Source organism: Neotabrizicola shimadae (assembly GCF_019623905.1).
Classification (GTDB): Bacteria; Pseudomonadota; Alphaproteobacteria; order Rhodobacterales; family Rhodobacteraceae; genus Neotabrizicola; species Neotabrizicola shimadae.
This window is the reverse complement of sequence record NZ_CP069370.1, coordinates 2,221,917-2,247,621: the sequence shown is the minus strand read 5'-3', so window position 1 is coordinate 2,247,621 and position 25,705 is coordinate 2,221,917. Positions and strand designations below refer to the sequence as shown.

The 25,705-nt window shown below is 66.0% G+C and carries 22 protein-coding genes and 1 tRNA gene; 7 read left to right on the top strand and 16 right to left on the bottom strand.

What is annotated here, in order from left to right:
• Positions 1 to 23: 23 nt before the first annotated feature.
• Entirely contained in the window at positions 24 to 1,193 is a 1,170-nt protein-coding gene (pobA, locus tag JO391_RS10830) for a 4-hydroxybenzoate 3-monooxygenase (protein WP_220660506.1), read from the bottom strand.
• Here pobA and JO391_RS10825 point away from each other — a divergent pair.
• Together JO391_RS10825 and JO391_RS10820 are read left to right on the top strand one after the other, a co-directional pair.
• Entirely contained in the window at positions 1,171 to 2,127 is a 957-nt protein-coding gene (locus JO391_RS10825) for a helix-turn-helix domain-containing protein (protein WP_220660505.1), read from the top strand. The two genes, pobA and JO391_RS10825, sit on opposite strands and share 23 nt — an antisense overlap.
• Before the next feature lie 152 nt (positions 2,128 to 2,279).
• On the top strand, positions 2,280 to 2,786 hold the full coding sequence (locus JO391_RS10820) for a DUF4405 domain-containing protein (RefSeq protein WP_220660504.1): 507 nt from the start codon (positions 2,280 to 2,282) through the stop codon (positions 2,784 to 2,786).
• Between the two features lie 109 nt (positions 2,787 to 2,895).
• Here JO391_RS10820 and JO391_RS10815 read toward each other — a convergent pair whose 3' ends face one another.
• The 5 genes from JO391_RS10815 to JO391_RS10795 form a co-directional block, all read right to left on the bottom strand.
• Positions 2,896 to 3,705: a DeoR/GlpR family DNA-binding transcription regulator gene (locus tag JO391_RS10815; RefSeq protein WP_259444672.1), complete on the bottom strand. Its 810-nt coding sequence runs from the start codon at positions 3,703 to 3,705 to the stop codon at positions 2,896 to 2,898.
• A gap of 88 nt (positions 3,706 to 3,793) precedes the next feature.
• Complete coding sequence (locus tag JO391_RS10810) at positions 3,794 to 4,846, bottom strand: ABC transporter permease (RefSeq protein ID WP_220660503.1); 1,053 nt, start codon at positions 4,844 to 4,846, stop codon at positions 3,794 to 3,796.
• Complete coding sequence (locus JO391_RS10805) at positions 4,843 to 6,369, bottom strand: sugar ABC transporter ATP-binding protein (protein WP_220660502.1); 1,527 nt, start codon at positions 6,367 to 6,369, stop codon at positions 4,843 to 4,845. Before JO391_RS10805 ends, JO391_RS10810 begins: the two co-directional genes overlap by 4 nt.
• The gene (locus JO391_RS10800; RefSeq protein ID WP_220660501.1) at positions 6,366 to 7,010 is read right to left on the bottom strand and encodes a DUF2291 family protein; all 645 of its coding nucleotides are present in this window, start codon (positions 7,008 to 7,010) and stop codon (positions 6,366 to 6,368) included. Before JO391_RS10800 ends, JO391_RS10805 begins: the two co-directional genes overlap by 4 nt.
• Positions 7,011 to 7,080: 70 nt before the next feature.
• The gene (locus tag JO391_RS10795) at positions 7,081 to 8,022 is read right to left on the bottom strand and encodes a D-ribose ABC transporter substrate-binding protein (RefSeq protein ID WP_220660500.1); all 942 of its coding nucleotides are present in this window, start codon (positions 8,020 to 8,022) and stop codon (positions 7,081 to 7,083) included.
• Between the two features lie 266 nt (positions 8,023 to 8,288).
• Here JO391_RS10795 and JO391_RS10790 point away from each other — a divergent pair, with 266 nt between their 5' ends.
• Genes JO391_RS10790 through JO391_RS10775 form a run of 4 tightly spaced genes read left to right on the top strand, consistent with a single transcriptional unit; the run spans position 8,289 to position 12,988 of the window.
• Positions 8,289 to 9,755 (top strand): L-fucose/L-arabinose isomerase family protein, encoded by a 1,467-nt coding sequence (locus JO391_RS10790; RefSeq protein WP_220660499.1) that lies wholly within the window; start codon positions 8,289 to 8,291, stop codon positions 9,753 to 9,755.
• A gap of 6 nt (positions 9,756 to 9,761) precedes the next feature.
• Positions 9,762 to 10,589, top strand: coding sequence for a transketolase (locus JO391_RS10785; RefSeq protein WP_220660498.1), 828 nt, complete (start codon positions 9,762 to 9,764; stop codon positions 10,587 to 10,589).
• A complete protein-coding gene (locus JO391_RS10780) occupies positions 10,589 to 11,548 on the top strand; it encodes a transketolase family protein (protein WP_220660497.1) in 960 nt (319 codons plus the stop codon). Before JO391_RS10785 ends, JO391_RS10780 begins: the two co-directional genes overlap by 1 nt.
• A 3-nt stretch (positions 11,549 to 11,551) precedes the next feature.
• Positions 11,552 to 12,988: an FGGY-family carbohydrate kinase gene (locus JO391_RS10775; protein WP_220660496.1), complete on the top strand. Its 1,437-nt coding sequence runs from the start codon at positions 11,552 to 11,554 to the stop codon at positions 12,986 to 12,988.
• Positions 12,989 to 13,004: 16 nt separating this feature from the next.
• On the opposite strand, the gene JO391_RS10770 is transcribed toward JO391_RS10775, so the two are convergent.
• From JO391_RS10770 to JO391_RS10750, 5 genes are all read right to left on the bottom strand, one after another.
• Entirely contained in the window at positions 13,005 to 13,985 is a 981-nt protein-coding gene (locus JO391_RS10770; protein WP_220660495.1) for an ABC transporter ATP-binding protein, read from the bottom strand.
• Positions 13,986 to 13,989: 4 nt separating this feature from the next.
• Positions 13,990 to 14,826, bottom strand: a complete 837-nt coding sequence (locus JO391_RS10765; RefSeq protein ID WP_259444671.1) for a carbohydrate ABC transporter permease — start codon at positions 14,824 to 14,826, stop codon at positions 13,990 to 13,992.
• A complete protein-coding gene (locus JO391_RS10760; RefSeq protein WP_220660494.1) occupies positions 14,823 to 15,689 on the bottom strand; it encodes a carbohydrate ABC transporter permease in 867 nt (288 codons plus the stop codon). The genes JO391_RS10765 and JO391_RS10760 overlap by 4 nt, the downstream gene beginning before the upstream one ends.
• A gap of 67 nt (positions 15,690 to 15,756) precedes the next feature.
• Positions 15,757 to 17,034, bottom strand: coding sequence for an ABC transporter substrate-binding protein (locus JO391_RS10755; RefSeq protein ID WP_220660493.1), 1,278 nt, complete (start codon positions 17,032 to 17,034; stop codon positions 15,757 to 15,759).
• Between the two features lie 42 nt (positions 17,035 to 17,076).
• Positions 17,077 to 19,311, bottom strand: coding sequence for an alpha-L-rhamnosidase (locus JO391_RS10750; RefSeq protein ID WP_259444670.1), 2,235 nt, complete (start codon positions 19,309 to 19,311; stop codon positions 17,077 to 17,079).
• A 200-nt stretch (positions 19,312 to 19,511) separates the two neighbouring features.
• Here JO391_RS10750 and JO391_RS10745 point away from each other — a divergent pair, with 200 nt between their 5' ends.
• Positions 19,512 to 20,555, top strand: a complete 1,044-nt coding sequence (locus JO391_RS10745) for a LacI family DNA-binding transcriptional regulator (RefSeq protein WP_220660491.1) — start codon at positions 19,512 to 19,514, stop codon at positions 20,553 to 20,555.
• A gap of 149 nt (positions 20,556 to 20,704) precedes the next feature.
• Here the strand turns inward: JO391_RS10745 and JO391_RS10740 are convergent, their stop codons facing one another.
• From JO391_RS10740 to JO391_RS10720, 5 genes are all read right to left on the bottom strand, one after another.
• Entirely contained in the window at positions 20,705 to 21,580 is an 876-nt protein-coding gene (locus tag JO391_RS10740; protein ID WP_220660490.1) for a reverse transcriptase family protein, read from the bottom strand.
• 269 nt (positions 21,581 to 21,849) lie between these two features.
• Entirely contained in the window at positions 21,850 to 22,578 is a 729-nt protein-coding gene (locus JO391_RS10735; protein WP_220660489.1) for a hypothetical protein, read from the bottom strand.
• Positions 22,571 to 22,930, bottom strand: coding sequence for a hypothetical protein (locus JO391_RS10730; protein ID WP_220660488.1), 360 nt, complete (start codon positions 22,928 to 22,930; stop codon positions 22,571 to 22,573). Before JO391_RS10730 ends, JO391_RS10735 begins: the two co-directional genes overlap by 8 nt.
• A gap of 452 nt (positions 22,931 to 23,382) precedes the next feature.
• A tRNA-Met gene (locus JO391_RS10725) sits at positions 23,383 to 23,459 on the bottom strand.
• A gap of 189 nt (positions 23,460 to 23,648) precedes the next feature.
• Positions 23,649 to 25,661, bottom strand: coding sequence for a hydantoinase/oxoprolinase N-terminal domain-containing protein (locus JO391_RS10720; RefSeq protein WP_220660487.1), 2,013 nt, complete (start codon positions 25,659 to 25,661; stop codon positions 23,649 to 23,651).
• Between the last annotated feature and the right edge of the window lie 44 nt (positions 25,662 to 25,705).

Here is a 25,705-nt window from a genome sequence, read left to right as displayed (position 1 = left end):
GCCGGGGCTTCTGCCGGCCCAAGTCAGTAGGGCAGACCCGTGTAATTCTCGGCCATCAGGCGCTGTGCGGCGGGATTGGTGAAAAGCTGGTCAAGCTCGGCCCCCTGCATCCGGTGATCCCAGTCGGTCTGGTCGGGGAAGTTGTGCAGGAGCATCGTCATCTGCCAGGAAAAGCGCATCGCCTGCCAGATGCGGGCAAGGGCGCGGCTTGAGTAGTGGTCGAGCGCCGTCTCGTCGCCGCGACGGAAGAAGGCTGTCAGCGCCTCGAACAGGTAATGCACATCCGAGGCGGCAAGGTTCAGGCCCTTGGCGCCGGTGGGCGGCACGATGTGGCTGGCATCGCCGCAGAGGAAGAGCCGGCCCCACCGCATGGGTTCGGACACGAAGGAGCGCAGCGGCGCGATGGATTTCTCGATCGAGGGGCCGGTGACAAGGCGGGCGGCGACCTCGGCGGGCATCCGCGCCCTGAACTCGGCCCAGAAGGCGTCGTCGGACCAATCCTCCACCTGGTCGGTCAGGGGAACCTGGACATAGTAGCGCGACAGCATCGGGTTGCGCATGGAGGCGAGCGCGAAGCCGCGTTCACTGCGGGCATAGATCAGCTCGTCCGAGACCGGCGGGGTGCGGGAGAGGATGCCAAGCCAGCCAAAGGGATAGACCTTTTCGAAGGTCTTTCGGACCTCGGCCGGGATGGTGGGGCGGCTGACACCGTGGAAGCCGTCGCAGCCGGCGATCACGTCGCAGTCAAGCCGCTGCGGCACGCCCTGATGGGTGAAGGTGACATAGGGCGCAGAGCTGGTCACGTCGTGAAGCGCGACATCCTCTGCCTCGTTCAGCACGGTGGCGCCGATGGCATCCTGCGCGTCGTAGAGATCGCAGGTGATCTCGGTCTGGCCATAGACCATGACCTGCTTGCCGATCAGCGCCTTGAAGTCGATGCGCTGCATCCGGCCGTGGTCGGCGATGTTGGTGCCGTCATGGGGATGGCCTTCGGCATCCATCCTTGCGGCGGCCCCGGCCTCACGCAGGAGGCCCACCAGGCCCCATTCCAGCACGCCCGCGCGGATGCGCGACAGGACATAGTCGCGCGACTTGCGTTCCAGCACGACGGTGGCAATGCCCGCCCGGTTCAGAAGCTGGCTGAGCAGCAGCCCGGACGGACCGCCGCCGATGATCGCCACCTGGGTGCGCATGGTATCCTCCCTGTTCGTCGGGGCATCCTGCCTTGCCGCGCCGGTCGGACGAATGGACGAAGCGGGGAAGTTCTGGCATTTTCCGGCCATGAGCCAATCGCCCATCCCTTCATGGAACCTGTATGGCGAGGACAGCCCCTTTCCGGACCTTCTGCATATCGAGCGGATCGTGGACCGGGCGGCGGGGCTGGACTGGCGGATTGCGCCGCACCGGCACCTGCATCTGCATCAGGTCTTTCTGCTGACCGGGGGCGGGGGACGGCTGAGTTTTGACGGGGTGGCGCATGAGCTGGTGCCGCCGGTGCTGGTCAACCTGCCGCGGGGCGTGGTGCATGGCTTCGCCTTTGCCGCCGGGACCGAGGGCTTTGTGATGACGCTGCCGGCGGCGGATTTCCCCGAACTGTTCGGGCCGGAGGCCGAGACGGCCGCGGCGCTGGCACGGGCCTGGGCGGGGCCGGTGCCAGAGGGTGTGGCGGCGGGATTCGCGGCGATTGCCGCCGCGCATGAGGGGCAGGGGGCCTTTCGCCGACTGCGGTTGCGGGCGGCGGCGCTGGACCTGGGCTGCGCGGTAGCGGAGGCCATCGGTGCGCCCGAGGCGGCGCCCGAGGTGGCGGACCCGCGGATGGCACGGTTCGAGGCGCTGATCCGGCGGGAACTGGCGTCGGGCTGGCAGCTGGTGGACTTTGCCCGCGAGCTTGGCCTTTCCGAGCGGCATCTGCGGCGGCTCTGCCGGGCGGCGACGGGCTTGTCGGCCCATGCCTACCTGGAAGGCGTGCGGCTGCGCGAGGCCTGCCGCCTGTTGGCCTATACCCGGATGCAGGTGCAGGAGGTGGGTTTTGCCCTTGGCTTCGAGGACCCGGCCTATTTCGGCCGGGTGTTCGCGCGGGTGACGGGCCTTTCGCCCGGTGCCTATCGCGCGCGGCTGGAGGGGTGAGGGCTGACCTGCGGCTCCGGGGTGCGTCTTCCTGACGCAGACCATCGGGGCGGTGAAGATTTCCTGCCGTGGCTACGACGGAACCGGCGGCACGCGACGTTGGACCGGGCAAGAGCGGGCGATGGGAGCCCGCCGGTTCACGGAAGATCATCATGGCTCAGGCTCTGCAACGATATGCGACCCCGTTCATCACGGGGTTCTTTCTGGTTTCGCTGGTCACGGGGGTGGCGCTGTATGTTCATGTCGGGCCTGCGGCCTTTCGCGAGATGCACGAGATCCTGAGCCTCGTGCTGATCCTGCCCTTCGTGCTGCACCTGTGGAAGAACTGGCGACCGATGCTGGCCTACTTCAAGCGGGCACCGATGATCATTGCGCTGGCGGTGACGCTGGTGTCTTCGGCGCTGTTCTTCATCCCCTCGGGCGAGACCGGGGCAACCGCAGGCGGGCCGCCGCCCTTTGCGCTGGCGCAGGCCGTGATCGCGCGGCCCCTGGCGGATGTCGCGCCGGTTCTGGGGACCACGGCGGAGGACCTGACGGCGCGGCTGACCGCGGCGGGCTTCACCGTCACCGGGCCGGATGAGGCGCTGGTCGATGTGGCCACCGGATCGGGCAAGAACCCGATGGAGCTGATGGCGGTGCTGGTCGCGCCGGCGAGCTGAGGCGTCCGGCCCGGACGCGTGTTCAGGCGTAATGATTTCAAGAGTTTGGCCTCCCGGGCGGATGGTTGACATCCGCCCGGGAGGCCTTTCCGTTTCGGGCCGTGTTGGTTCAGCCGGCGATGAGCATCTCGATCCCGCGGCTTTGGAAGGCCTTGGCATCGGCGTCGGCAATGCCGTCATCGGTGATGAAGGCGTGGATCAGTTCCAGCGAGCCGAGCCGGGTGAAGGAGGATTTGCCGATCTTGGTGCTGTCGGCCACGAGATAGACGCGGGAGGCGGCCTTGATCATCGCCTCTTTCAGCTGGAGGTCGGCGAAGCTGGGATAGGTGAGGCCGGCGTCGAGCGCGACCCCGGCGGTGGCGAGGAAGAGCTTTCCGGCGAAGATCGAGCGGAAGTATTCGGCCGCCTTGTCGCCCGAGAGCGAGAGCGTGGGCGCCTTGAACTGGCCGCCGGGCATGTGGACGGCATTGCCGGGCACGGCGCCGAGGATGACGGCGATGTTCAGCGCATTGGTGATGACGGTGAGGTTGCGCCGCGCGGTGAGGCGGGTGGCGATTTCGGTCGTCGTCGTGCCGGCGTCGAGGATGATGGTTTCGCCGTCTTCGACCAGGGAGGCGGCCAGGGCGCCGATGCGGCGCTTGCGGTCCATGTTTTCCTGATGGTGCAGCGTCATGGTGCCGACCTGGGTGGGCACGGAATTGAGGAAGGCCCCGCCATGTTCGCGCGTGATGGCGCCGTCCTGTTCCAGGCGTTCGAGATCCTGTCGGATTGTGGCCTCGGAGACCTGGAAGGCGGCGGCGAGGTCGCGGACGCGGGCCGCGCCTTCTTCCTGGATCCAGTCGAGGATGCGGCGGCGGCGGGGTTCGGAGAGAAGCCCCACCATCTGCTCGCCCTGCGGCCGTGCTGCCTTTTGGTTCACCGTCGCCTCGCTGGTGCTTTGGCCTCAAGGGATGCGCTGCCGGGGCGGGCCCGGTCAAGGGCTGAGCTCAAGGGCTCAGCTCTAGGGCTCAGCGCGTGGCGGCCTCTTGCGCGAGGGCCACGCGGGCCTGAAGCCGGCTTTGCGCCTGGTCGATGACCACGGCCACGATGATGACGACGCCCTTGATGACGGTCTGCCAGAAGCTGGAGACGCCCATCATGATGAGGCCGTCGGACAGGATGCCGATGACGAAGGCGCCGACGATGGTGCCGCCGATGCGGCCGCGCCCGCCCGACATCGAGGTGCCGCCGAGGACGGCGGCCGCGATGGCGTTCAGCTCGAAGGTCTCGCCGGTGGCGGGGTGGGCGGCCTGGAGCTGGCTGGCGATGATGAGCCCGACGAGGGCGGCGCAGAAGCCCGAGAACATGTAGACGAAGAGCTTGACCCGGTTGACCTTGACGCCCGAGAGCGCGGCGCCGCGTTCGTTGCCGCCCACGGCATAGATGTGCCGACCGAGGGGGGTGCGGCGGGCGATATAGGCGGCGGCGAGGCCGACGAGGACCAGAAGCCACACCATGACCGGCAGGCCGAGGAGGGTGCCGGTGCCGATCCAGGGAAAGGAGGCGGTGCCGTATTCGGCATTGCCCGACAGGTTGGGGAAGGTGCGCCCGCCCGAGGAGAGGAGGGCTGCGCCGCGCGCGACATAGAGCGTGCCGAGCGTGGCTATGAAGGGCGCGACGTTCAGGCGGGTGATGAGGAGGCCGTTGATGAGGCCGACGCCGATGCCCACCAGCCCCACGATCAGCGAGATTTCGAAGGTGTTGAACCAGATGGTCCAGCCAAGTCCGGTGTCCACTCCGTTCAGCACCAGCCAGCCCGCGACCATGCCGCAGAGGCCGACGATGGAGCCGACGGACAGGTCGATGCCGCCGGTGATGATGACGAAGGTCATGCCGATGGCGAGGAAGGCGTTCAGCGCGACATGCTTGGAGACGATGACCGCGTTGGCGGCTGTCAGGAAATTGGGCGCGGCGAAGGAGAAGAAGCCAAGCACGAGGATGAGGGCCACGAAGGTACGCAGCCGCAGGAGGTGCAGGACCAGCGGCGTGCGGTGCGGGGCGGCGGCGGGAATCGCGGTCATGCGGCTTTGTCCTTGGTCGAGCGGGGAGAGGCGGCGGCGACGACCGCGGCGGCATCGGCGCCGCGGGGCAGGTCTGCGGTGAGACGGCCTTCCGACATCACCAGGATGCGGTCCGAGAGGGCGCGCACCTCGTCGAGGTCGGAGGTGACGAACAGGATGGCGAGGCCTTCGGTGGCCAGGCGGCGCATGGTGCGGAACACCTCGGCCTTGGCGCCGATGTCGATGCCGCGCGAGGGTTCGTCCATCAGAAGGATCTTCGGCCCGGTCATCAGCGCCTTGCCGATGACCACCTTCTGCTGGTTGCCGCCCGAGAGCGACGACACCGGGTTTTCGGGGCTGGCGATCTTGATGGTAAGGCGGCGGACGAAATCCATCGCCGTCGCGGCCTCGGCCTTCAGGTCCAGGTGGAAGAGGCGGGTGAAGCGCTTCAGGGCGGAGAGCGTGAGGTTTTCGCGGATCGCCATGATCTGCACGAGGCCGTCGCGTTTGCGGTCTTCGGGGATGAGTGCGATGCCGCGGGCAATGCGGCCGGCGACATCGGGTTCGGTCAGCGCGCGGCCTTCAACGAAGAAGCGGCCCCTGGCATGGGGATGCTGGGCCATGATGCATTCGAGAAATTCGGTGCGGCCCGCGCCCATGAGACCGTAGAGCCCCACGATCTCGCCCGCGCGGACCGAGAGCGAGACGTGGTCCACGGTGAAGCCGCCGCCCATGCGGGGCAGGGTGATGTCTTCGGCGCGGAACACCTCGGGGCCAAGCTGGTGATCTTCGGCGCGGGGGTAGTCCTTGGAGGCATCGCCGATCATGGCGCGCACGATCCAGGGCAGGTCCACGCCCTCCATCGGGCGCGCGCCGGTGATGATGCCGTCGCGCAGCACGGTGATGTGGTCGCCGATGCGGATCAGCTCTTCGAGGCGGTGACTGATGTAGACGATGCCGACGCCCTGGGATTTCAGGTCGCGGATCACGCGGAACAGCACCTCGACCTCGGCGGCGGAGAGGGCGCTGGTGGGCTCGTCCAGGATGAGGATCCTGGCGTCCTGGGCAAGCGCCTTGGCGATTTCGACGATCTGCTGCTGGCCGACGCGAAGTTCGCCAAGCGGTGTGTCCGGGTCGATCGGCTGTTCCAGCCGCTGCATCAGGGCGCGCGCGGCCTCGCGCTGTGCGGTGGCGTCGATGTCGATGCCGCCGCGCACGGGTTCGCGGCCGATGAAGATGTTCTCCGCCACCGTGAGGTTCGGAAAGAGGTTCAGCTCCTGGAACACGATGCCGATGCCGGCCTTGACCGCATCGGACTTGGTGCGGAACTGCACCTCTCGGCTGTCCATCTCGATCCGGCCTTCGGTGAGCGGTTCGACCCCGGCGATCACCTTCATCAGCGTGGATTTTCCGGCCCCGTTCTCGCCCACCAGAACGTTGACCGCGCCCATGCGCAGGTCGAAATCCACGCCCTTCAGCGCCCGGGTGCCGGGATAGACCTTCACCCCGCCGCGGATGGTCAGGCCGATGGGCGCATCGGTCATGGTGCGGGCTCCAGCGTGACGACGGTGACGAGCCAGGGGTCGGTTGCGGCCTTCATCGAGACGGCGCCAGAGAAGGCGAGCGTCTTGCCGGTCAGGTCGCCCTCGGGAACGACGAGCGCCGCCGTTGTGCGGTCGTTGATGGCGCGGGCGAGCTTGGCAAACTCGATCTGGTCGCGGAAGTCGTTGAAATCGTAGAAGGGCGCCACGTCGCGCAGGCTGGTGCCCTTGATGACCGGGCCAAGCTGGAGCGTGACATCGGCCTTGCCGTCGCCATCGGTATCCAGTTCGGCCTTGCGGGCGCGGCTTTGCAGGTTGGCCGCGATCACCGTGCCCTGGCCCTTGACCGGGAAGGACCAGGCGGCGCCTTCGCCCGCGCCGCGGTTGCCCTGGGCGGAGCCGGCGGCATCGAGGCCGGCGGCCACGGCGGCGCGCAGGTCCGGTAGCGGCACGGCCTTGTCACGGATCAGCGGCAGGAGGTCCGCGTCATAGGTCTTGTCGAGCAGCGCCGCGATGCGCGCGTCGTCGCCGGCCTCGGTGGCATTGGCGGCTTCGGTGGTCTGGGCCTTTTCGGTGGGAACGATCTTGCAGGCGGAAACCGGCAGGACCGCGAGGAGAAGGGCCGCGAGGGTCTGGGCGCGCATGGGGTTCGGTCTCTGGCAAATGGGGCCGGCGCGCCCGGGAGCGGGGCGCGCCGGCAGGCCGTTCGGGCCGTCAGTTCGACAGGGCGAAGGTTTCGAGCTTGGCCGCGTTGTCGCCGTTGATCAGGACGCAGTCCATCAGCTGCTTTTCCTCGACCCCGGTGGAGCCCGTCTTGATGAACTTGTCGGCTTGTTCCACGGCCAGCTGGGCCTGCTGGTAGGCGGGTTGCAGCACGGTGGCCTTGATGCCGCCCTTCAGGATCGAGTCGCGCACGTCGTTCGAGCCGTCGAAGCCCACCACGATCACGTCGGTGCGGCCCGCGGCTTCCAGAGCGGCCCATGCGCCCATGGCCATGGTGTCGTTGCCCGAGATCACGCCCTTGATGCCGGGATTGGCCTGCAGGATCGATTCCATCACGGTGTAGGCTTCGGTCTGCGACCAGTTGGCGGTCTGCTGGGCGACCATCTTCATGTCGGGATACTGGTCGATGACGTCGTGGTAGCCCTTGGAGCGGATGCCGGCGTTGGTGTCGGATTCCTTGCCCAGAAGCTCGGCATATTCGCCGGCTTCGCCCATGAGCTTCACGAATTCCTCGGCGCCAAGCTGTGCGCCCTGGTAGTTGTTGGACACGATCTGCGCGGCGGCGACGCCGGTTGCGGTGATCTCGCGGTCGATCAGGAAGGAGGGGATGCCGGCATCCTTGGCCTTCTGCACGGCGGCGACCGAGGCGTCGGCGCCGGCGTTGTCGAGGATGATGGCCTTCACGCCGGCGGCAATGGCGCTGTCGAACAGTTCCGACTGCTTGTTGGCGTCATCGTCATGCACGAGGATCATGGTCTCGTAGCCCAGTTCCTTGGCCTTGGCGGCGGCGCCATCGGCTTCGGCCTTGAAGAACGGGTTGTCGTGGCTGGGCGTGATGATGGCGATGGTGTCCGCGGCGGCAGCGAACGAGGGCAGCGCGCCGGACATGGCCAGAGCCATCGCCGACACCAGAAGGCGGCGTTTCAGGTTCATTTTCGTCCTCCCTTTCGGTCGCAGTCGGAATGGCTGCGAATCCTTGCGGCCATGTCTGCCGCGTGATTGCGATTGTTGTCAATCATTGACTTTTGCCATTGGATTATTCTGCGGCGCGGCAATGGCGTTGCAGCGAAATCCCTTGTTTTGCTAGGCATGACGAAATCTGCCCTTGTGGTCAGGGGTGGCAATAGGTATGAAGCGAAATCAAACGCAAGCAATCGAAAGGCGGCTTGACCGCCACGCCAGCAGGACCGGAGGGGGAGATGGCGCTGACAATCCGCAGGAAGGTGACTCTGGGGCTGGTGATCGGCAGCCGGGCCTTCTTCAGCCCGGCGCCCTGCAAGGCGGCGCGCGACGAGGCACTGGCGCAGCTGGCGCGGATCGGGGTCGAGGTGGTGACGCTGCCCTTCGAGGCCACGGCCAATGGCGCGGTGCAGTCCATCGCGGACGCCGACCTGTATGCCGCGCATTTCCGGGCCCATGCCGACCGGATCGACGGGCTGGTGATCTGCCTGCCGAACTTTGGCGACGAGATCGCGGTGGCGGAACTGGTGAACCGCGCGCGGCTGAACGTGCCGATCTTGTTGCAGGCCAGCAATGACGAGGTGGACAAGGTCTCGGTCCACGACCGGCGCGACGCCTTCTGCGGCAAGATCAGCGTGACCAACAACTTCTGGCAATATGGCGTGCCGTTCACCGAAACGACGAGCCACACCTGCGATGTGTCCTCGGACGAGTTCGGGGCGGATCTGGAGCGGTTTGCGCGGCTGTGCCGCACGGTGCGGGGCTTGCGCGGTGCGCGGCTTGGCGCGATCGGGGCGCGCACCGGGGCGTTCCAGACCATGCGCTATTCGGAAAAGCTGTTGCAGGCGGCGGGGATCACCGTCGTTACCGTGGACTTGTCCGAGATGATGGGCGCGGCGGGGGCGATCAAGGGCGATGACCCGGCGCTGCTGGCGGTGCTGGAGAAGGTGAAGGGCTATGGCCGTATCCCGGCCCATATCAAGCCGGCGCAGATCGAGAAGCAGGCGCGCTGGACGCTGGCCGTGAACCGCTGGATCGAGGAGAACGGCTGCGACGCCAGTGCCATCCAGTGCTGGCGGTCGTTGCAGGACAATTTCGGCTGCGCCACCTGCCTGACCATGTCGATGATGGGCGAGGATCTGATGCCCTCGGCCTGCGAGGTGGACATCATGGGCGCGCTGTCGATGTATGCGCTGGCGCTGGCCAGTGGCGCGCCGCCGGCGATCCTGGACTGGAACAACAACTACGGGCACGAGCCCGACCTGTGCGTCTGCACCCATTGCGGCAACTATCCGAAGAGCTTCATCGGCGACACGCCGGAAGTGGGCGAGCTGGATGTGCTGGGTGAGACCATCGGGCGCGAGAAGTGCTTTGGCGCGGTGAAGGGCAAGGTGAAGCCCGGGCCGATGACGTTCTTCCGGCTGTCCACCGACGACCGGGCCGGCACGGTGAAATGCTATCTGGGCGAGGGCGAGTTCACGGATCACCCCTTCCCGATGGACGGCGGCATTGCCACTACGCGCGTGAAGGACCTGCGCCGGCTGTTGCGGTTCGTCACGCAGAACGGTTTTGAGCATCACGTTGCCATGGTGCGCGGCCATCACGCCGATGTCGTGAACGAGGCGGTGGTCCGCTATCTGGGCTGGCCGATCTATCACCATGGGCAAGAGCCCGAACCGCAGCTTTTCCACCCCAACCGCTTCTGAGGCCCCATGCTGCCCGCCCTTCAGACCAACGACACGATCCAGGCCATCCGCGACCGCGCGCTGTGGATGCGGCGCACCGCCTTTGGCATGGTGCACAAGGCGCAGCTTGGCCATCCGGGCGGCGACTTTTCGGCGATCGACATCATCGCGACGCTGTATGTGGGCGTTCTGCGGTTCGATCCGGCGCGGCCGGACTGGGCGGACCGCGACCGGTTCGTGATGTCGAAAGGCCATGCCACCGGGGCGCTTTACACGGCTCTGTGCGGGGCGGGGTATTTCCCGGAAGGGTGGCTGGAAACCTACATGCAGCCCCGGTCGATGCTGAACGGGCATCCGAACCGGAACTACCTGCCGGGGGTGGAGACGAATACGGGGCCTCTGGGACATGGGTTCCCGGTGGCCGTGGGCATTGCCATTGCCGGGCAACTGGCAGGGGCGGACTGGCGCAGCTTTGTGCTGACCGGCGATGGCGAGCAGCAGGAGGGGTCGAACTGGGAGGCGGCGATGGTGGCGGGGCACCGCAAGCTGGGCCGCCTGACGCTGATCATCGACCGCAACCGGCTGCAGCAGGGCGCGGGGACGGAAGAGACCTCGGGCCTGGACCCGCTGGATGCAAAGTACCGGGCCTTCGGCTGGGAAGTGGTGGAGGTGGATGGCCATGACCCCGAGGCCTTGCTGGCCGTTCTGGGGGCGACGCCGGGGGACCGGCCGCGCTGCGTGATTGCCAATACCGTGAAGGGCAAGGGTGTGTCCTTCATGGAGAACCAGGCGAAGTGGCACCATGGCGTGCCGAATGACGAACAGTTCGCCCAGGCGATGAGGGAGTTGGTCTGATGGGTCACGCAGCGCCGGTTGCCGAGGGGCTGAAGGATTGCCGCGAGGCCTGGGTTGCCACGCTGGAGGCGCTGGCCGAGGCCGATCCGCGCATCGTGGCGGTGGTGAACGATTCGGTCGGCTCGTCCAAGCTGAACGGTTTTCAGAAGAAGTTCCCCGACCGTCTGGTGAATGTGGGAATCGCCGAGCAGGTGATGGTCGGCGTGGGCGCGGGGCTGGCAAATGGCGGTCGCATTCCCTTTGTCTCGGCTGCGTCGTGCTTCATCACCGGGCGTGCGCTGGAACAGGTGAAGGCCGATGTCGCCTATGCCAATTTCAACGTGAAGCTGGTGGGCCAGTCGTCGGGCATAGCCTATGGCGAATTGGGGGCGACGCACCATTCCATCGAGGATTTCGCCTGGCTGCGGCCCTTGACCAACCTGACGGTGATCGTGCCTGCCGATGCCTGGGAAACCGCCGAGGCGGTGAAATGGGCGGCGGCGCATGAGGGTCCGGTCTATCTGCGCCTGTCGCGGATGCCGGTGCCTGATCTGGAGGTTGCGGGCCGTGTCTTCCGGCCCGGCAAGGCCGAGGTGGTGCGGCAGGGGGGCGATGTGACGATCATCGCCAATGGCACCGTGGTGCATCTGGCCGCTGCGGCCGCCGACCTGCTGGCAGGCGAGGGCATTGCGGCGCGCGTGTTGAACATGGCGACGCTGAACCCGTTGGACGAAGAGGCGGTAGCCGCCGCGGCGGCGACGGGGGCCATCGTGACGGCCGAGGAAGCCCATGTCCGCGGCGGCCTGGGTGGGGCGGTGGCGGAATATGTCACCGCGCATGACCCGGTGCCGGTGGAGCGCTTGGGCTTTCCGGGCTTTCTGCCGACCGGATCGGTGGACTGGCTGTTCGCGGAATATGGCCTGAGCGCCGAGGGGATAGCCGCCGCCGCCCGCCGGGCGCTGGCGCGCAAGAGGGGCTGAGCCATGCGCGTGCTGGCCATCGACCAGGGCACGACCAACACCAAGGCGGTGCTGGTGGACGAGAGCGGTGCCATGCTGGCGCGGGCTTCTGCGGCCCTGACCACGGCCTATCCGCAGCCCGGCTGGGCCGAGCAGTCGGCGGGTGACATCTGGGCCAGTGTGCAGGCGGTGATTGCCCGTGTGGCGGAGGCACACGGTGTGCCCGACGCCATTGCCATCGCGAACCAGCGCGAGACGCTGGTGATCTGGGATGCCGCGACCTCGGCCCCCATCTGCCCCGCGCCGATCTGGCAATGCCGCCGCACGGCGGAGGCCTGTGCCCGGCTGATCGCAGCGGGGCATGATGCGCAGGTGGTGGAGGCCACGGGGCTGGGGATCAACCCGCTTTTCCCGGCCTCGAAGCTTGCCTGGGTGCTGGAGCATGTGGCCGGAGCGCGCGAGTTGTTGGCCGCGAGGCGGCTGCGCGCCGGGACGGTGGATGCCTGGGTCCTGTGGAACCTGACCGGGGGCCGAGCCTTTGCCACCGACCATTCCAACGCCAGCCGGACGCAGTTGTTCGATACGCGGGCGCTTTCGTTCAGTGCAGACCTGGCAGAGTTGTTCGGCGCCGATGTGCGCTGCCTTCCCGAGCCACGCCCCTCGGACAGCCGGTTTGGCGAGACGGCGGCGGGGGCGACGGTGCTGCCGGCGGGGGTGCCGATCCTGGCGATGATGGGCGACAGCCATGCCGCCCTTTATGGCCATGGGGTAAGGGCGCCGGGGCCGGTGAAGGCGACCTATGGCACCGGATCCTCGCTGATGACGCTGACGCCGGGGCGGCGGGCTTCGTCCAACGGTCTTTCGGGCACCATCGCCTGGACCGACCGGAAGGGCACGGCCCATGCGCTGGAGGGCAACATCACCGTTTCGGCGCAGGCGGCGGCCTTCATGGCGCGGCTTCTGGGCGTGACCGATGCGGCGGCGCTGACCGAGCTGGCGCTGACCGTGCCCGACAGCGGCGGGGTGAGCTTTGTGCCGGCGCTGGCGGGGCTTGGCGCGCCACATTGGGACGATGCGGCCACCGGGACGATCACCGGAATGACCCATGGCACGCTGCCCGCCCATCTGGCGCGCGCCGCGCTGGACGGGATTGCCCAGCAGATCGCCGATGTGTTCGAGGCGATGGAGCGGGACGTCGGCCATCCGTTGACCGGGCTGCGGGCGGATGGCGGGGCCTCGGGCAACGCGGTTCTAATGCAGATGCAGGCCGACCTTCTGGGCCGCCCGGTCGAGACGGCGGATGTCGAGGAGATCGGCGCGCTTGGCGTGGCGGCGATGGCCATGGCGGGGCAGGGGGTCGCCATGCGCCTGCCCGAGCCGTCGCGCGCCTTCCGGCCGGGGGCTGCCGACCCCGCGGCCCGCGCAAGATGGGCGGCGGCGCTGCGCCGGACGCGCGCCTGAGGAACCGGGCCTTCGCTCAGGCGAAGCGGTGGTCGCGGCCCGGCATGGGGCTGGCGAACAGCCGGTCGCCGGGGACGTGGGTGATGTCGCCCGTGGTGCGGGCGACGAGGGGGCCCAGACCATCGGCCTGCATATGCACGACGGCATCGGCGCCCAGGTGTTCGACATGGCGCACGGTGCAGGACCACAGCCCCGCTTCGGGCGACAGCGTGACATGTTCAGGGCGGATGCCATAGGTGCCGCAGCCCATCTTGCGCGCCACGTCGCCCTCGAAGAGGTTCATCTTCGGGCTGCCGATGAAGCCCGCCACGAAGGGGGTGGCGGGGCGGTTGTAGAGCTCCATCGGGCTGCCCACCTGTTCGATCCGGCCGCCGTTCAGCACCACGATCTTGTCGGCCATCGTCATCGCCTCGACCTGGTCGTGGGTGACATAGATCATCGTCGCCTTCAGTTTGGCATGAAGCTCGGTCAGTTCCAGCCTCATCTGGGCGCGCAGGGCGGCGTCGAGGTTCGACAGCGGCTCGTCGAAGAGGAACACCTTGGGGTTGCGCACGATGGCGCGGCCGATGGCGACGCGCTGGCGCTGGCCGCCGGAAAGCTCTTTCGGCTTGCGGTCCAGCAGGTGCGACAGTTGCAGGCTGGCGGAGGCGGCTTCGACCCTTTCCCTGATCTCGGCCTTGGGGCGTTTGGCCAGCGACAGGCCGAAGCCGATGTTGTCGCGCACGGTGAGATGGGGGTAAAGCGCATAGGACTGGAACACCATGGCGATGCCGCGTTCCGACGGCTCTGCCCCCGACACGTCGCGCCCGCCGATCATCAGCCTGCCGGAGGTCTGTTCTTCCAGCCCCGAAATGATGCGCAGAAGTGTGGATTTGCCACAGCCCGAGGGGCCGACGAAGACGCAGAACTCGCCCTCGGCGATGCTGAGATCGACGCCCTTTATGACATCGACGGCGCCGAAGCTTTTCGTGATGCGGTCCAGAACGACAGAGGACATGGGGTCAGCCTTTCACCGCGCCCGCCGTCATGCCGGCGACGATCTGGCGGTTGAAGAAGATGAAGACGATGAGGGGCGGGATGGTGACCAGCAGGATGTTCATGAACAGGAGGTTGAACTGCGTCGTGAACTGGCTTTGGAAATTGTAGAGCGTCAGTTGGACGGTCACGTTTTCCTTGCCCGGCAGGTAATAGAGCGGGTTGGTGAAATCGTTGAAGATCGCGATGGACTGCACCACAATCAGCGTCACCGTCACCGGCTTCAGAAGTGGCAGGATGACCTTGAAAAACACCTGCAGCGGCTTGGCGCCGTCGATGATGGCGGCTTCGTCAAGGTCGCGCGGGATGGTGGCGATGAAGCTGCGGTACAGAAGCACCGAGAAGGCCAGGCCATAGGCGATCTGGATCAGGATCATGCCGTGGATCGTCTTGAAGAGGCCAAGGCCCTGCAGCACCCAGATCGTGGGCACCACGGCCGGGGGCACCATGAGGCCCACCAGCACCATGGCGTAGATGACCTTGTTCCAGCCGGTACGGCGGCGCTGAAGCACATAGCCCACCATCGCGCCGAATACGACCAGGGCCGCGACCGCGCCTACCGTGATGACGGTCGAGTTGAAATAGGCGAGCAGGAGCATGTAGTTGCGCGCCTTCAGCACCTCGGTGAAGTTCTGCCAGAGCTGCCATTGTTCAGGCCAGGTGAAGAGGAGCCGCGAGGCGTCCTGCTTGGTCTTGGCCGCGGTCAGGAAGATGAAGGCGAAGGGGACGATGAAGATCACGGTGGCCACGGCCATAGCGATCATGCCGGTGATCCATTGGCGGCGGGCATCGCGGGCGGTCACAGGTCCACCTCCCTTCGGTTGAACCACCAGGTAAGCGGCAGGATGATGAGAGCGATCAGCAGGAACAGGATGACGTTGCCGGCGGTGGACAGGCCATAGAAGCCGGCCTGGTACTGCTTGTAGATGACGCTTGCCAGCACATCGGACGAAAAGCCGGGGCCGCCTCGCGTCATCGCCCAGATGAGATCGAAGCTGCGCAGGCCGCCGATCAGCGACAGGGTGACGACGGTCACGGTGGCGGGTCGGACCAGCGGCACGGTCACGCGCCAGAAGCGTTGCAGCCGGGTGGCGCCGTCGATGCGGGCGGCTTCGTAGTAGTCGGGACTGATTGCGGCAAGGCCCGCGATGTAGATGAGGGTAGCAAGGCCCACGCCCTTCCACAGATCGACGAAGGCGATGGAATAGAGCGCCAGCGACGCCTCGGTCAGCCAGCCCACCCTTGGCAGGCCGATTTCGGCCAGGCCCAGGTTGATGAGGCCCTTGGTCGGGTGCATCAGCACCGAGAAGGTGATGCCGACGCCGATGGTCGAGACCAGAACCGGGAAGAACACGACCGAGCGCAGGAAGCCCTGCCCGCGCAGGCCCGAGGTCAGCAGCACGGCCAGCAAGAGCCCGATCACCGTCTTGGACCCTGATGTCAGCACGGCGTAGATCACCGTGTTGGTCAGGCCCTGGACGAGGAAGGGTTCCTTGAAGAACTGGCGGTAATTGTCCAGGCCGATGAATTCGGTGTTGATCAGGTCCCACCGCGTCAGGCTGAACCAGAACGACGCCACCGTGGGCACAAGGAACAGGACAGTGAAGATCACCGCGGCGGGAAGGACGAACCAGTAGGGATAGGGCGAGGGGCGCCGTGTCGTCATGCCGGTCTCCGGGAAGGTCCCCCGCCCGAGGTCGCGGGCGGGGGCGGCTGTCAAACCGGTCGGGAGGTTACCAGTTCGGCAGGCCGAGCTGCTTGGCCTGCTTTTCGACGTCCTGGTCGTAAAGTGCCGCGGCTTCGGCCGCCGGGCGGATGCCCGAGCCGACCTCGACCGTGATCTGTTCCAGCGCCGGGCCCTTGACCGGCGACAGGAATTCCAGCGCGGGGGCAGTCCGGCCCTCTTCCTGGAAGTAGGGCAGCATGTCGGCCACCGCCGGCGGCACATCGGCCGGAAGTTCGCAGCCCTTGATCAGGTAGGGTCCCGATGCACCGGCGGCGCCGATCATCAGGTTGCAGGCATCCACCGTGGCAACCCAGTCCACGAACTTCCTGGCCTCTTCCAGGTTCGGGCTGGCGGCCGGGACATAAAGGCCGGCCGGCATCCAGACGGTCAGGCCGTTCTTGTCCGCGCTCGCGCCAGGCTGGGCGAAGAAGCCCAGATCACCCAGGTTGTCCGGATAGTTCTGCTTCACGTTGGCGATGGCGAAGGTCAGCATCGGGTAGTGCGCGGCCTCGCCCGAGGAGACCATGCGCATCCCATCGTCGAAAGTCGCGGCGCCGAAGTCCTCGTTCAGGTAACCGGCCGTGAACACCTCTTCCAGGTGATTGAAGCCCTGCATAGCGGCCGGCGTGGTGGCATACTTTGCCTTGTTCTCTGTGTATTCCGCTGCGAAGTCAGGCACTTCGGCCTGGACGTTGAAGTAGTCGGCGAGCACGAACAGCTGGCTGGTCCAGGTGTCCTTGTACGTCTGGGCGACCGGCACCTTGCCGGCTTCCTTGATCTTGGCGTTGTTGGCCATGAACTCTTCCCAGGTCTTGGGAACGGAAAGGCCAAGCTCTTCATAGAGCTTCTTGTTGTAGAAGATGCCGCCGCCCATGGCCGCGCCGAACGGGACACCGCGCACCACGCCATCCGAGGACGTGACGACCGACTTGAAGCTGTCCAGAACGTTGGCCTGGTTCGGCAGGTCCGAAAGATCGGCCAAAGTGGTGGCCGGGTTCAGCGCCTGGAACAGAGAGCCCGAGTTGTAATTGAACACATCGGCCATCTCGCCAGTGGCAAGGCGGGTCTTGACTATGTTGTCGCCCTCGGCGCCGGTCGCACGCTGTTCGATGTCAAAGGTCACATCGGGGTTGGCCGCAGTATAGGCTGCGGTCAGCGATTCGGCGAAGGCGATGGTCTCGGGGTTGTTGTCGATCAGAAGGCTCAGCGTGGTTTCCGCATGGGCCAGACCGCCAACAAGCGCGATGGCCGCGGCGAGCGCTGCGCTGTGGATCGGTTTCGTCATGTCTCTCCTCCCAAAGAGTGCCCTTGTGTCGGGCGGTTGAAGTCAGTCGGTCAGGTCGAAAGTCATCACATGCCGGCCAGCGCCAAGCGTGCCGTCGCCGGACAGGTTGGCGTGGCGCGGGTTCGGGGCCAGGGTTGCCACCACGCCCTCGGGCAAGTTGACGGTGTAGGTCACGCGGTGGCCGTCCAGCACCCATCCCGCCTCGATCCGGCCGTGGCGGGTGTCATGCCAGGCTTCGGCATGTCCAAGCGCCGGCAGGATCAGCGGGTCAAGGCGCAAGCGGGCAAGGCCGGGTCCTTCGGGATCGGGGGTGAGGCCGGCCACGGACTCGAACAGCCACTGGCAGACTGCGCCATAGGCATAGTGGTTGTAGCTGTTCATGTCGGGAGCGTAGATCGTCCCGTCCGGAGCAAGGGCATCCCACCGTTCCCAGATCGTCGTTGCACCCCGGTCCACCTGGTAAAGCCAGCCCGGAACGTCGCGGTTCAGGAACACCTTTTCCGCCAGGTCCCACATGCCCAGCTTGGTCAGCGCCGGCAGCAGGGCCGGGGTGCCGATGAAGCCGGTGCCGATCAGGTAGTCTGCATCCTCGATGATCTTGCGGAAATGCCGCTTCGCGGCTTCGACGTGATGCGCCGGCACCAGGTCGTGCAGGAAGGCCAGCGCGTAGGACGTCTGGTCGTTGTGCGCCAGCCGGCCCGAGGGGGCGATGTATTCGTGCGCAAAGGCGCTGCGGATCGCCTCGGCCCGGTTGTGCAGCGCCTCTGCCTGCGCCCGCTCACCCAGGATACCTGCGATGCGGGCGGCCAGGTCGGTCGAGATGAAGTGGTACAGCGTGGCCGCGCAGTCGTCTGCGATGGTCGGGCGCGGCTTGCGGTTGTCGCCGACGGGCTGCAGCCAGTCGCCGAATGTGAAGCCCCGTGCGCCCCAATGCCCATCGGTTGCCACGATAGGACCGTTTCCAAGCGACCAGAGGTAATCCACCCACTTCAGCATGGCCGGGAAATTCTCGCGCAGGACCGCGACATCCCCGTAGTGCAGGTAGAGTTGCCAGGGGATGACGGTGATCGCGTCGCCCCAACCCGTGGAACCCGCCCAGTCGCCCCGGTTTTCAATCGGGTGCAGTCGGGTCGGATCGGGCGAGAAATGCGGGACGGCCCCATCGGCTCGCTGGTCCGCGCGCACGTCGCGCAGGTATTTCGCCAGGATGCGTTCGCAATCGGCAAGCCAGCAGGCGGTTCCGGCAAAGACCTGGGCATCGCCGGTCCAGCCAAGCCGCTCGTCGCGTTGCGGACAATCGGTCGGCACCTCGATGAAGTTGCCGCGTTGCGACCAGATCGTGTTCAGCACCAGGCGGTTGACCGATGGCTCGCCGCAGGTGAAGCCGCCCGCCAGAACCGGAACCGAACTGATCGGGACCGACTGGACCTGCAGCAGCTTCGCCTCGCCCGTCACCGTGATGCGGGCGTAGCGGAAGCCCATGAAGGTGAAGATCGGCTCGAAGGTCTCTTCCGGGCCACCCTTCAGGACATAGGTCGCTTCGGCCCTGGCCGAGCGATAATTGCGGTTGTCGAAGGCGCGGTTCGGCCCAAGCACTTCGGAATGCTCGACGCGGATCGTGGCGCCAGACGCACCCTGGGCCGTCACGCGGACGAAGCCACCCACGTTCTGGCCAAAGTCGTAAACCGTGGCCGCGCCGTCCGCCCAGGTCTCCTGCGGGTCCAGCGGCGCCATTTCGCGCACTCCAGCCGCCTCATGCGGTACGAGTAGGGCCGTGTCGAAGGCAAGCACTTCGACCCCTGCGGTCTCGGTCGGTGCGATGCGGTCGTCGCGGTCCTCGCCCCAGTAGATGCCGGATTTCACGATGGGCAGAAGACCGGACCGCCAGCTTCCGTCGGTGGACAGCAGAACGATCCCATCCGCCTCAAGGTCCACGATGGCCGCAATTCGGTCGCCCCAGCAGTTGTAGATCGGATTGGCCGCCCACATCATCTGCGACCGCCACCAGCCATCGCCGAGCCAGATCTCGATCCGGTTCGATCCGGCTCGCAGAAGAGGCGTCACGTCGTAGCTCTGATAGGCGATGCGGTCGTCATAGCAGGTCCAGCCGGGCGTGAGCAGGTCTGCACCGACGCGGGTCCCGTTCACAAAGGCCCGGTACAGGCCCTGCGCGGAAACATGCAGGAGGGTGCCGGGAGCAACCCGGTCCAGCGAGAAATCCTTTGCGACAAAGCTTGCCTGCGCGCCCACGCCGGCATCGGCAAGGGGGGCCACCATTCGGCCTGTCCAACCACGACCGACCACCGCGGACGTGCCGCGGCCTGACAAGACAACGTTCATACTACCTCCCGCGATGCGCCAGCGCCTCCTCAAGCGATTCTGGCGTGCACCGTTCTACGTTTATCGTTCTACAACTCTGATTGCGGCGCAACAGTTTTTTGCCTACCTTGCGGAGTGGGACGCAGGACGGCGCGAGCATGAACAAACAGGACAGCCCGGCCGCAGGCCGCCGCGTGACGATCCGGACCGTGGCCGAGGATGCCGGGGTCTCGGTTGCGGCCGTATCGAAGGTGCTGCGCGACGCCTATGGGGTCAGCGAGGCGCTGCGGCAGCGGGTCAATGCCTCGATCGAACGGCTGGGCTACCGGCCCTCGGTGGCGGCACGGGGGATGCGGGGGCGGACCTACACGGTGGGCATCCTGCTGAACGAGATCGCCAACCCCTTCGTGGCCGACATCGTGGACGGGGTGAACCGGGTGCTGGCCCCCTCGCGCTATCAGGCGCTGATGGGCATGGGGCAGGCGCGGCAGCCGCTGGAATCGAGCCTGATCGAGGCGATGATCGACAGCCGGATGGATGGGCTGATCCTGGTGGCTTCGATGATCGAGCGGGAGGTGGTCGAGCGTTACGCCCGGAAGATCCCGATCGTGGCCATCGGGCACCACGATCCGGGCGCACCTCTTTATGACACGGTCAATGCGGACGATGCGGCGGGGGCGGGGATGGCGGTGGCCGCGCTGGTGGAGCGGGGCCACCGGGACGTTGCGCTGGTGACGCCGATGCTGAAGGGCCAGCCGGAGGGCAGCGTGATCCGGACGCGGCTCGCGGGCTATCGGGCGGCGATGGCGCGGCTGTTGCCGGGGGCGGAGCCGCGGGTGCTGGAGGTGCCGGTGCGGACCTCGGAGCCCGAGAACGAGGCGCGGCGGGTCCAGGCGATGCGGGCGCTCCTGTCGGCGCCGGACCGGCCGGCGGCGGTCTTTGTCTGGTCGGACCTCGATGCCGTGCCGCTGATCAACGTGGCCCGGGGCATGGGGCTTTCGGTGCCGGGGGACCTGGCGATCATCGGCTACGATAACTCCTGGGTGGCGGGGTTGCCGCTGGTGGGGCTGGCCTCGGTGGATCAGGCCGGGCACGAGCTGGGGGCCACGGCGGCCGAGCTCTTGCTGTCCCGCATCTCGGGCCGCAGCGAGGCCCGCCACATCCTGCGCCGCCCCGTCGTGGTGACCCGCCCGAGCTTCTGACCAGGACCGGGGCTGGGGCCGCAAGGGCTGCCGCCCGTCCGGGGGCGTCCGAGCTCGGACGCTTTGGTGGACCCTGTAAAATCAAGGGGTTGCGGGCGCGGATTAACTTGGACTTAAGGATTTGGCCCTGACTTCTGAAATCACTGAAATCAGAGCGCCTTGGGCCCCTGTCCTACTTCTTTGGCATTCACTCTATCGATCTGAGCAGAATACCCAAGATGACCGACCGCCTCAGCGAGGCGCTCCGCTGGCACCCTTCCGTGTGCTACCAAATGCGAAATTGCACGAACTCGGTTACGATACCCCTTCGTCAGGCGAAGTCGCTCGCCGTGCACCAGTAATCCGTGGACCTTTAGTCGAGCAGGAGCAACGCTGACTTTGGTCTTTGCCCGGTTTATCCTCCAAGGAGTGCCTTCGAATGCAGCAGAAATGGCCTCAACAAGCCCATCGGGTGGGTCTCCCTTTCCCGAAAACACTATGTCGTCAGCATATCGGGTAAATGTTGCACTCTTTTCGCTGGCTATAGCAGCTAACCGTGCGTCTGTGGCGCTCATGCAAAGGTTGGCGATCAGAGGGCTGGTGGGAGCCCCCTGAGAAAGCCTGCCGTGAAACGAGCAAATGCGCTCAATTGTACTCAGTGCCGCCTCCGACACATAGCCTATCTTCTGTAGACCGGACCGAATAGCAGAGAGGTTGGTGGACGGAAAGAAATCCTCGATATCCATCGACACCACCCACTCGGCATTAAGGTGCTTTTGCGCCGCCGTGATATGGCTTCTTCCAGGTACAAATCCGTGAACAGCGTCCAATGGAAAATGCCTCTCGGAAACATGAATGGACAGCCACTTCTGAATGAACTTAAGTCCAACCCTTGGGGACTCAATTTGCCTCCAGCCGCGCCCCTTCGCGACTCGAAATACCCGATAGTGCTTGTCAGACTGGTGAACGAGAGACCAAATGAAACCGCGATTGTAGCCAGTGAGCACCGCAAGCGCCGCCTCGGAGGTCACAGGAGGAAGTCCCATCTCTACAAGACGCCTGATCTCCCTGCGCTCATCGTCATCGCAAACTCTGCCTAACGCAGCAATCAGGTGCTCTGGATCACCAGCGCACAAAGTCAGGGAACTCAAAAGTTGGTGTGGGAGCCTCATTTAGCAAAGCTCGCTTTCGAAAGCACCGGCCATGTCGTCGGTGGTTCGAAGGACCACCGACGACATGGCCGGTGCCCTTCTGTCGTAGACCTTGGCATACGGGCATGATACACACCCTCGCCCGAGACTCCCACTAAGAAACATTACAGGCGATTGCGATGGAGCGCAAGCGCCCGAGCAACGTCGGGGCTATGCCTGCTTTTTTCGGTTCCCAGGATCGTCAGCCCTTGCAACGAGAGGAAGTACAGGCCGTCCTTGCGACGAACGACATGCCCAGCCTTGCGCAACTTGTCCAATTCATGATTCATCCAAATGCTATTCGGAACATCAAAGCCTTTGCGGGTCAACGCAATAGAAAGCGCACCTATGTCGCACGGCGCAACAATTCTCAATGCCTTCAAAATGGCCACCAAGCTTGGTGTGTTCTCCGTAGCAGTAAATGCAACGCGATGGGTTGATATATCGAGAAGTTGGAGAAACGCCGACACGCTATCCGAAATAGATTTTCGCTGAGTCTGGTCTAGGGATGTCTTTGGTTCAATCCAGACATCCGCGTTCTTCCCGTCGAAACTTGCGAAGGAGTTCCTAACTAGATCACCAAACTTTCCGTGGAGCATAGTCTTTAAACTTCCATCGAGGTCTTCGCGCTCGCCGTCAATTCTCACAAAGGAGATAGTAGTCCCTAGTTTGCGCACCTCTCCCGCCAGCTTATTCAGCAGGAAAGTTGTCGGTGTCCTCTTGCCATCCATGCTAACCGAGGATCGCACAAAAGCAAGGCTATCTCCAGAAGCGGTCACATCAGTTAGTATTGGCCCAACAAGTTCGACGCCATGCTTCTCAACTAAGGCGATCAACTGCTCCGAATTATACATCAATCTGCCTCCAGGCGGTGAGCACTGCGCCGACAAGTGTTTGAATCCTTGATTGCCATCCGTGCGCGCGACTGACGTCAATCTCATTTAGCGAGAACCGTGCATTCGAATCAAACCTGACCAGAACTGTTGGCTCATAGTCGGCGATCACTCGCGTGGCATTTGCTTCTTTGATGATTGTGCAGATTTCAGGTATTGCGCGCAGTGCGGCATCTATGGTCTTGAGAAGGTGGACGTCTCCTGTTCGTTGTGCCCGCACCTTTTCTGTTTTCAATCTGCGGCAGATTTGGCCGGACAGTACTTGAGGATAGCTCTTGTGTGGCAAGCTGGACCAACTGGGGTCCATCTTCATGTATGCCTCACGAAGCAACAAGAAGCAGCCGTAATAATAGCGGTTGTATGCCGATCGAGCAAATAGGTCGCGGTCGAGCCCTGCATGATTGTGTGCAAAAACTTGAAGGTGATGGCCAACTTGTTGCATCGATAGCTATCGCCTTGGGGGTACTTGGATGCAATCCTTGCAGAAACGTCTGAAGATGGGAGTGTACGCAAGCTAACGTTGTTCATTGCGAACTGAATTTAGATGTTTTGTAAGCGTTGGCAAGGTTCTAATCGGTTGCTGGCGCTCTTTGTGTATGGATACATCATTGCGCTTCTGGTCGGTGTAACGCTGTGGCTTGGTCCAGTTGATGGTGTTGCAGAGAGTGCCATTCGATCCCTTGCGCCTCGAGGACTGCTGTAGCAACAGCGATGCCCCCGCAACGCCAGAGGCCCGACCGTTGCCGGTCGGGCCTCTGGGGTAAGTGGTGGCGAGGGGGGGACTCGAACCCCCGACCCCGCGATTATGAGTCGCGTGCTCTAACCAGCTGAGCTACCTAGCCACTGCGGCGGGGGGATAGGGCAGGGCGGCGGGGGCGTCAAGCGGGAAATGGCGGGGTTGCGCGGGGTGGCGAGTGCCCCCCTCCCCATCCCTCCCCACGAGGGGGAGGGAGGCGCGGTGTTCGTGGGTGGGTCGGGGCCCCGGCCTGCGCCGGGGCGTGGGGTTGCCGGGGGCTTTCAGGCCGGGCGGTTCACTCGGCGCGGTCGTGGGCGACGCGGGGGCGGCCGGAGGCGGTGACGGTGACGGTGGCCTCGATGAACATGGAGCGGCCTTCGATCTCGGCCTCGCGCAGGTCGCGGGTGGCGGTGAGGTGCAGGTCCTCGGCGCCGGCGGCGCGGGCGCGGGCGGTGGCTTCCTCGGTGAGCGCGGCTTCGAGGGCGGCGAGCGCGGTGTCGCGGTCGGAGAAGAGGGTGATGCCTTCGGGGCGGTGCAGGGCGAAGCGGCCTTCGGACGGGCTGGTGACGAGGCCGGTGGCGCGCTGGCTGATCTGGCCCACCACGGCGCCGATGGCATTGGCGACACCGGCGTGTTCGGGCAGGATCATCGGGCAGCCGAGCCTTTCGCCCACGGCGCCGTAGTAGGAGGGCGCGGAGGCGCCGAGGCCGATGACCGGCACTGCGAGGCGGGCCTCCAGGGCGAGCAGGCCGCGATGCGGGCCGAGCGCGGCGCGGGTGAGGGGCGCGCGGGCGAGCGCGGCGGGGTCTTCGCCTGCGAAGGCCGGGTCTTCGGCGAAGGCGGTTTCCAAGAGGCAATCGACGGTCTGGGCGGTGAGCTGGTCTATGATGGCCCAGGCGAGGGTGGATTCGTCCGGCGCGAAGCGGTCGCCGCGGCCGGTGCGGCGGCGGGCCATCAGGCGCAGCGCCTTGGCGGCGGCACCGGCGTCCCAGCTGTCGAGCCGGCCGAGGACATGGGAGGCATCGGAGGGCGTGACGCCCGAGAGCATGACGAGGCCGCGGGCGACCAGACGGTCGAGCGCGGCGGCTTCAAGCCGCGAGGTGAGGGCGCGGGCGAGGGGAAGCGGGCGGTCGAGCCGGGCGAGAAGCGTTGCTTCGCGCGGGGCGAGGCCGGCGGTGTTCCGAGACATGGGGATGACGAAGCGGCCGTCGTATTCGCCGGCGGTCTCTGACGCCAGGGCGCGGTCGAGCGCCTCGTGCACCATGTCAGGGTGGTCGGCGGCGAGGAGGGAGACGGGGACGAGGCGGCGGGGGCCGAGGCGGAGGCCGCCGTTCAGGCCTTCGGTGATGAGGTGGGTCTCGCTGTCGCCGCCGAGGCCGGTGGTGCGCATGGCGACGGCTTCGACCATGGTGCGGAAGCCGCCGACCATGGCGCCGGCCGGGTCGATTTCCGGCAGACCCGCCTTCAGCACGGCGACATCGGTGGTGGTGCCGCCGATGTCGGAAACCAGCGCATCGGCGGCGCCGGTCAGCCAGCGGGCGCCGACGATGGAGGCGGCGGGGCCGGAGAGGATCGTCTCGATCGGGCGTTCGCGGACCATGGCGGCGGAGATGAGCGCGCCGTCGCCGCGCACGGCCATGAGGGGGGCTGCGATGCCGATGCGGGCGAGGTGGCTTTCGCAGGCGGTGACGAGGCCGTCGATCATGCCGATGAGGCGGGCGTTCAACACGGCGGTGAGCGCGCGGCGGGGGCCGTTCAACTGGGCGGACAGTTCGTGCGAGCAGGTGACGGGGCGGTGGGTGGCGGCGCGGATGAGATCGCGCGCGGCGATTTCATGCGCGGGGTTGCGGGTTGCGAAGCGGGCGGCCACGGCGAAGCCCACGACCTCGGGGGCGAGACGGCGGGCGGCTTCGTCGAGCGCGGTAAGGTCGAGGGGGGCGAGTTCCTGGCCGGCATGGCCGTGGCCGCCGGAAAGGCGGATCACCGGATCGCCCTTCAGCGCCTCGGCCAGGCCGCCGCGTTCGAGGTCGCCGTCGTCGAAGCCGATGGCGATGAGCGCGGTGCGGCCGCCCTGGCCTTCGACCAGCGCATTGGTGGCGAGCGTGGTGGAGAGGCCGACGAGGGAGATCTGGTTCGGGGTGACGGCGGCGTTGGCGAGGGCCGCATCGACGGCGCGGCCGATGCCGAGCGAGAGGTCGCCGCGGGTGGTCAGCGACTTGGCCCAGCCGAGCACGCGGTCGGTGCCGGCATCGAGGATGACGGCATCGGTATAGGTGCCGCCGGTGTCCACGCCGAGAAAATGGGTCATGTTCGTCTCCTGTCGCGGGGCAGAGGTAGCGGAGCCGGGGGCGG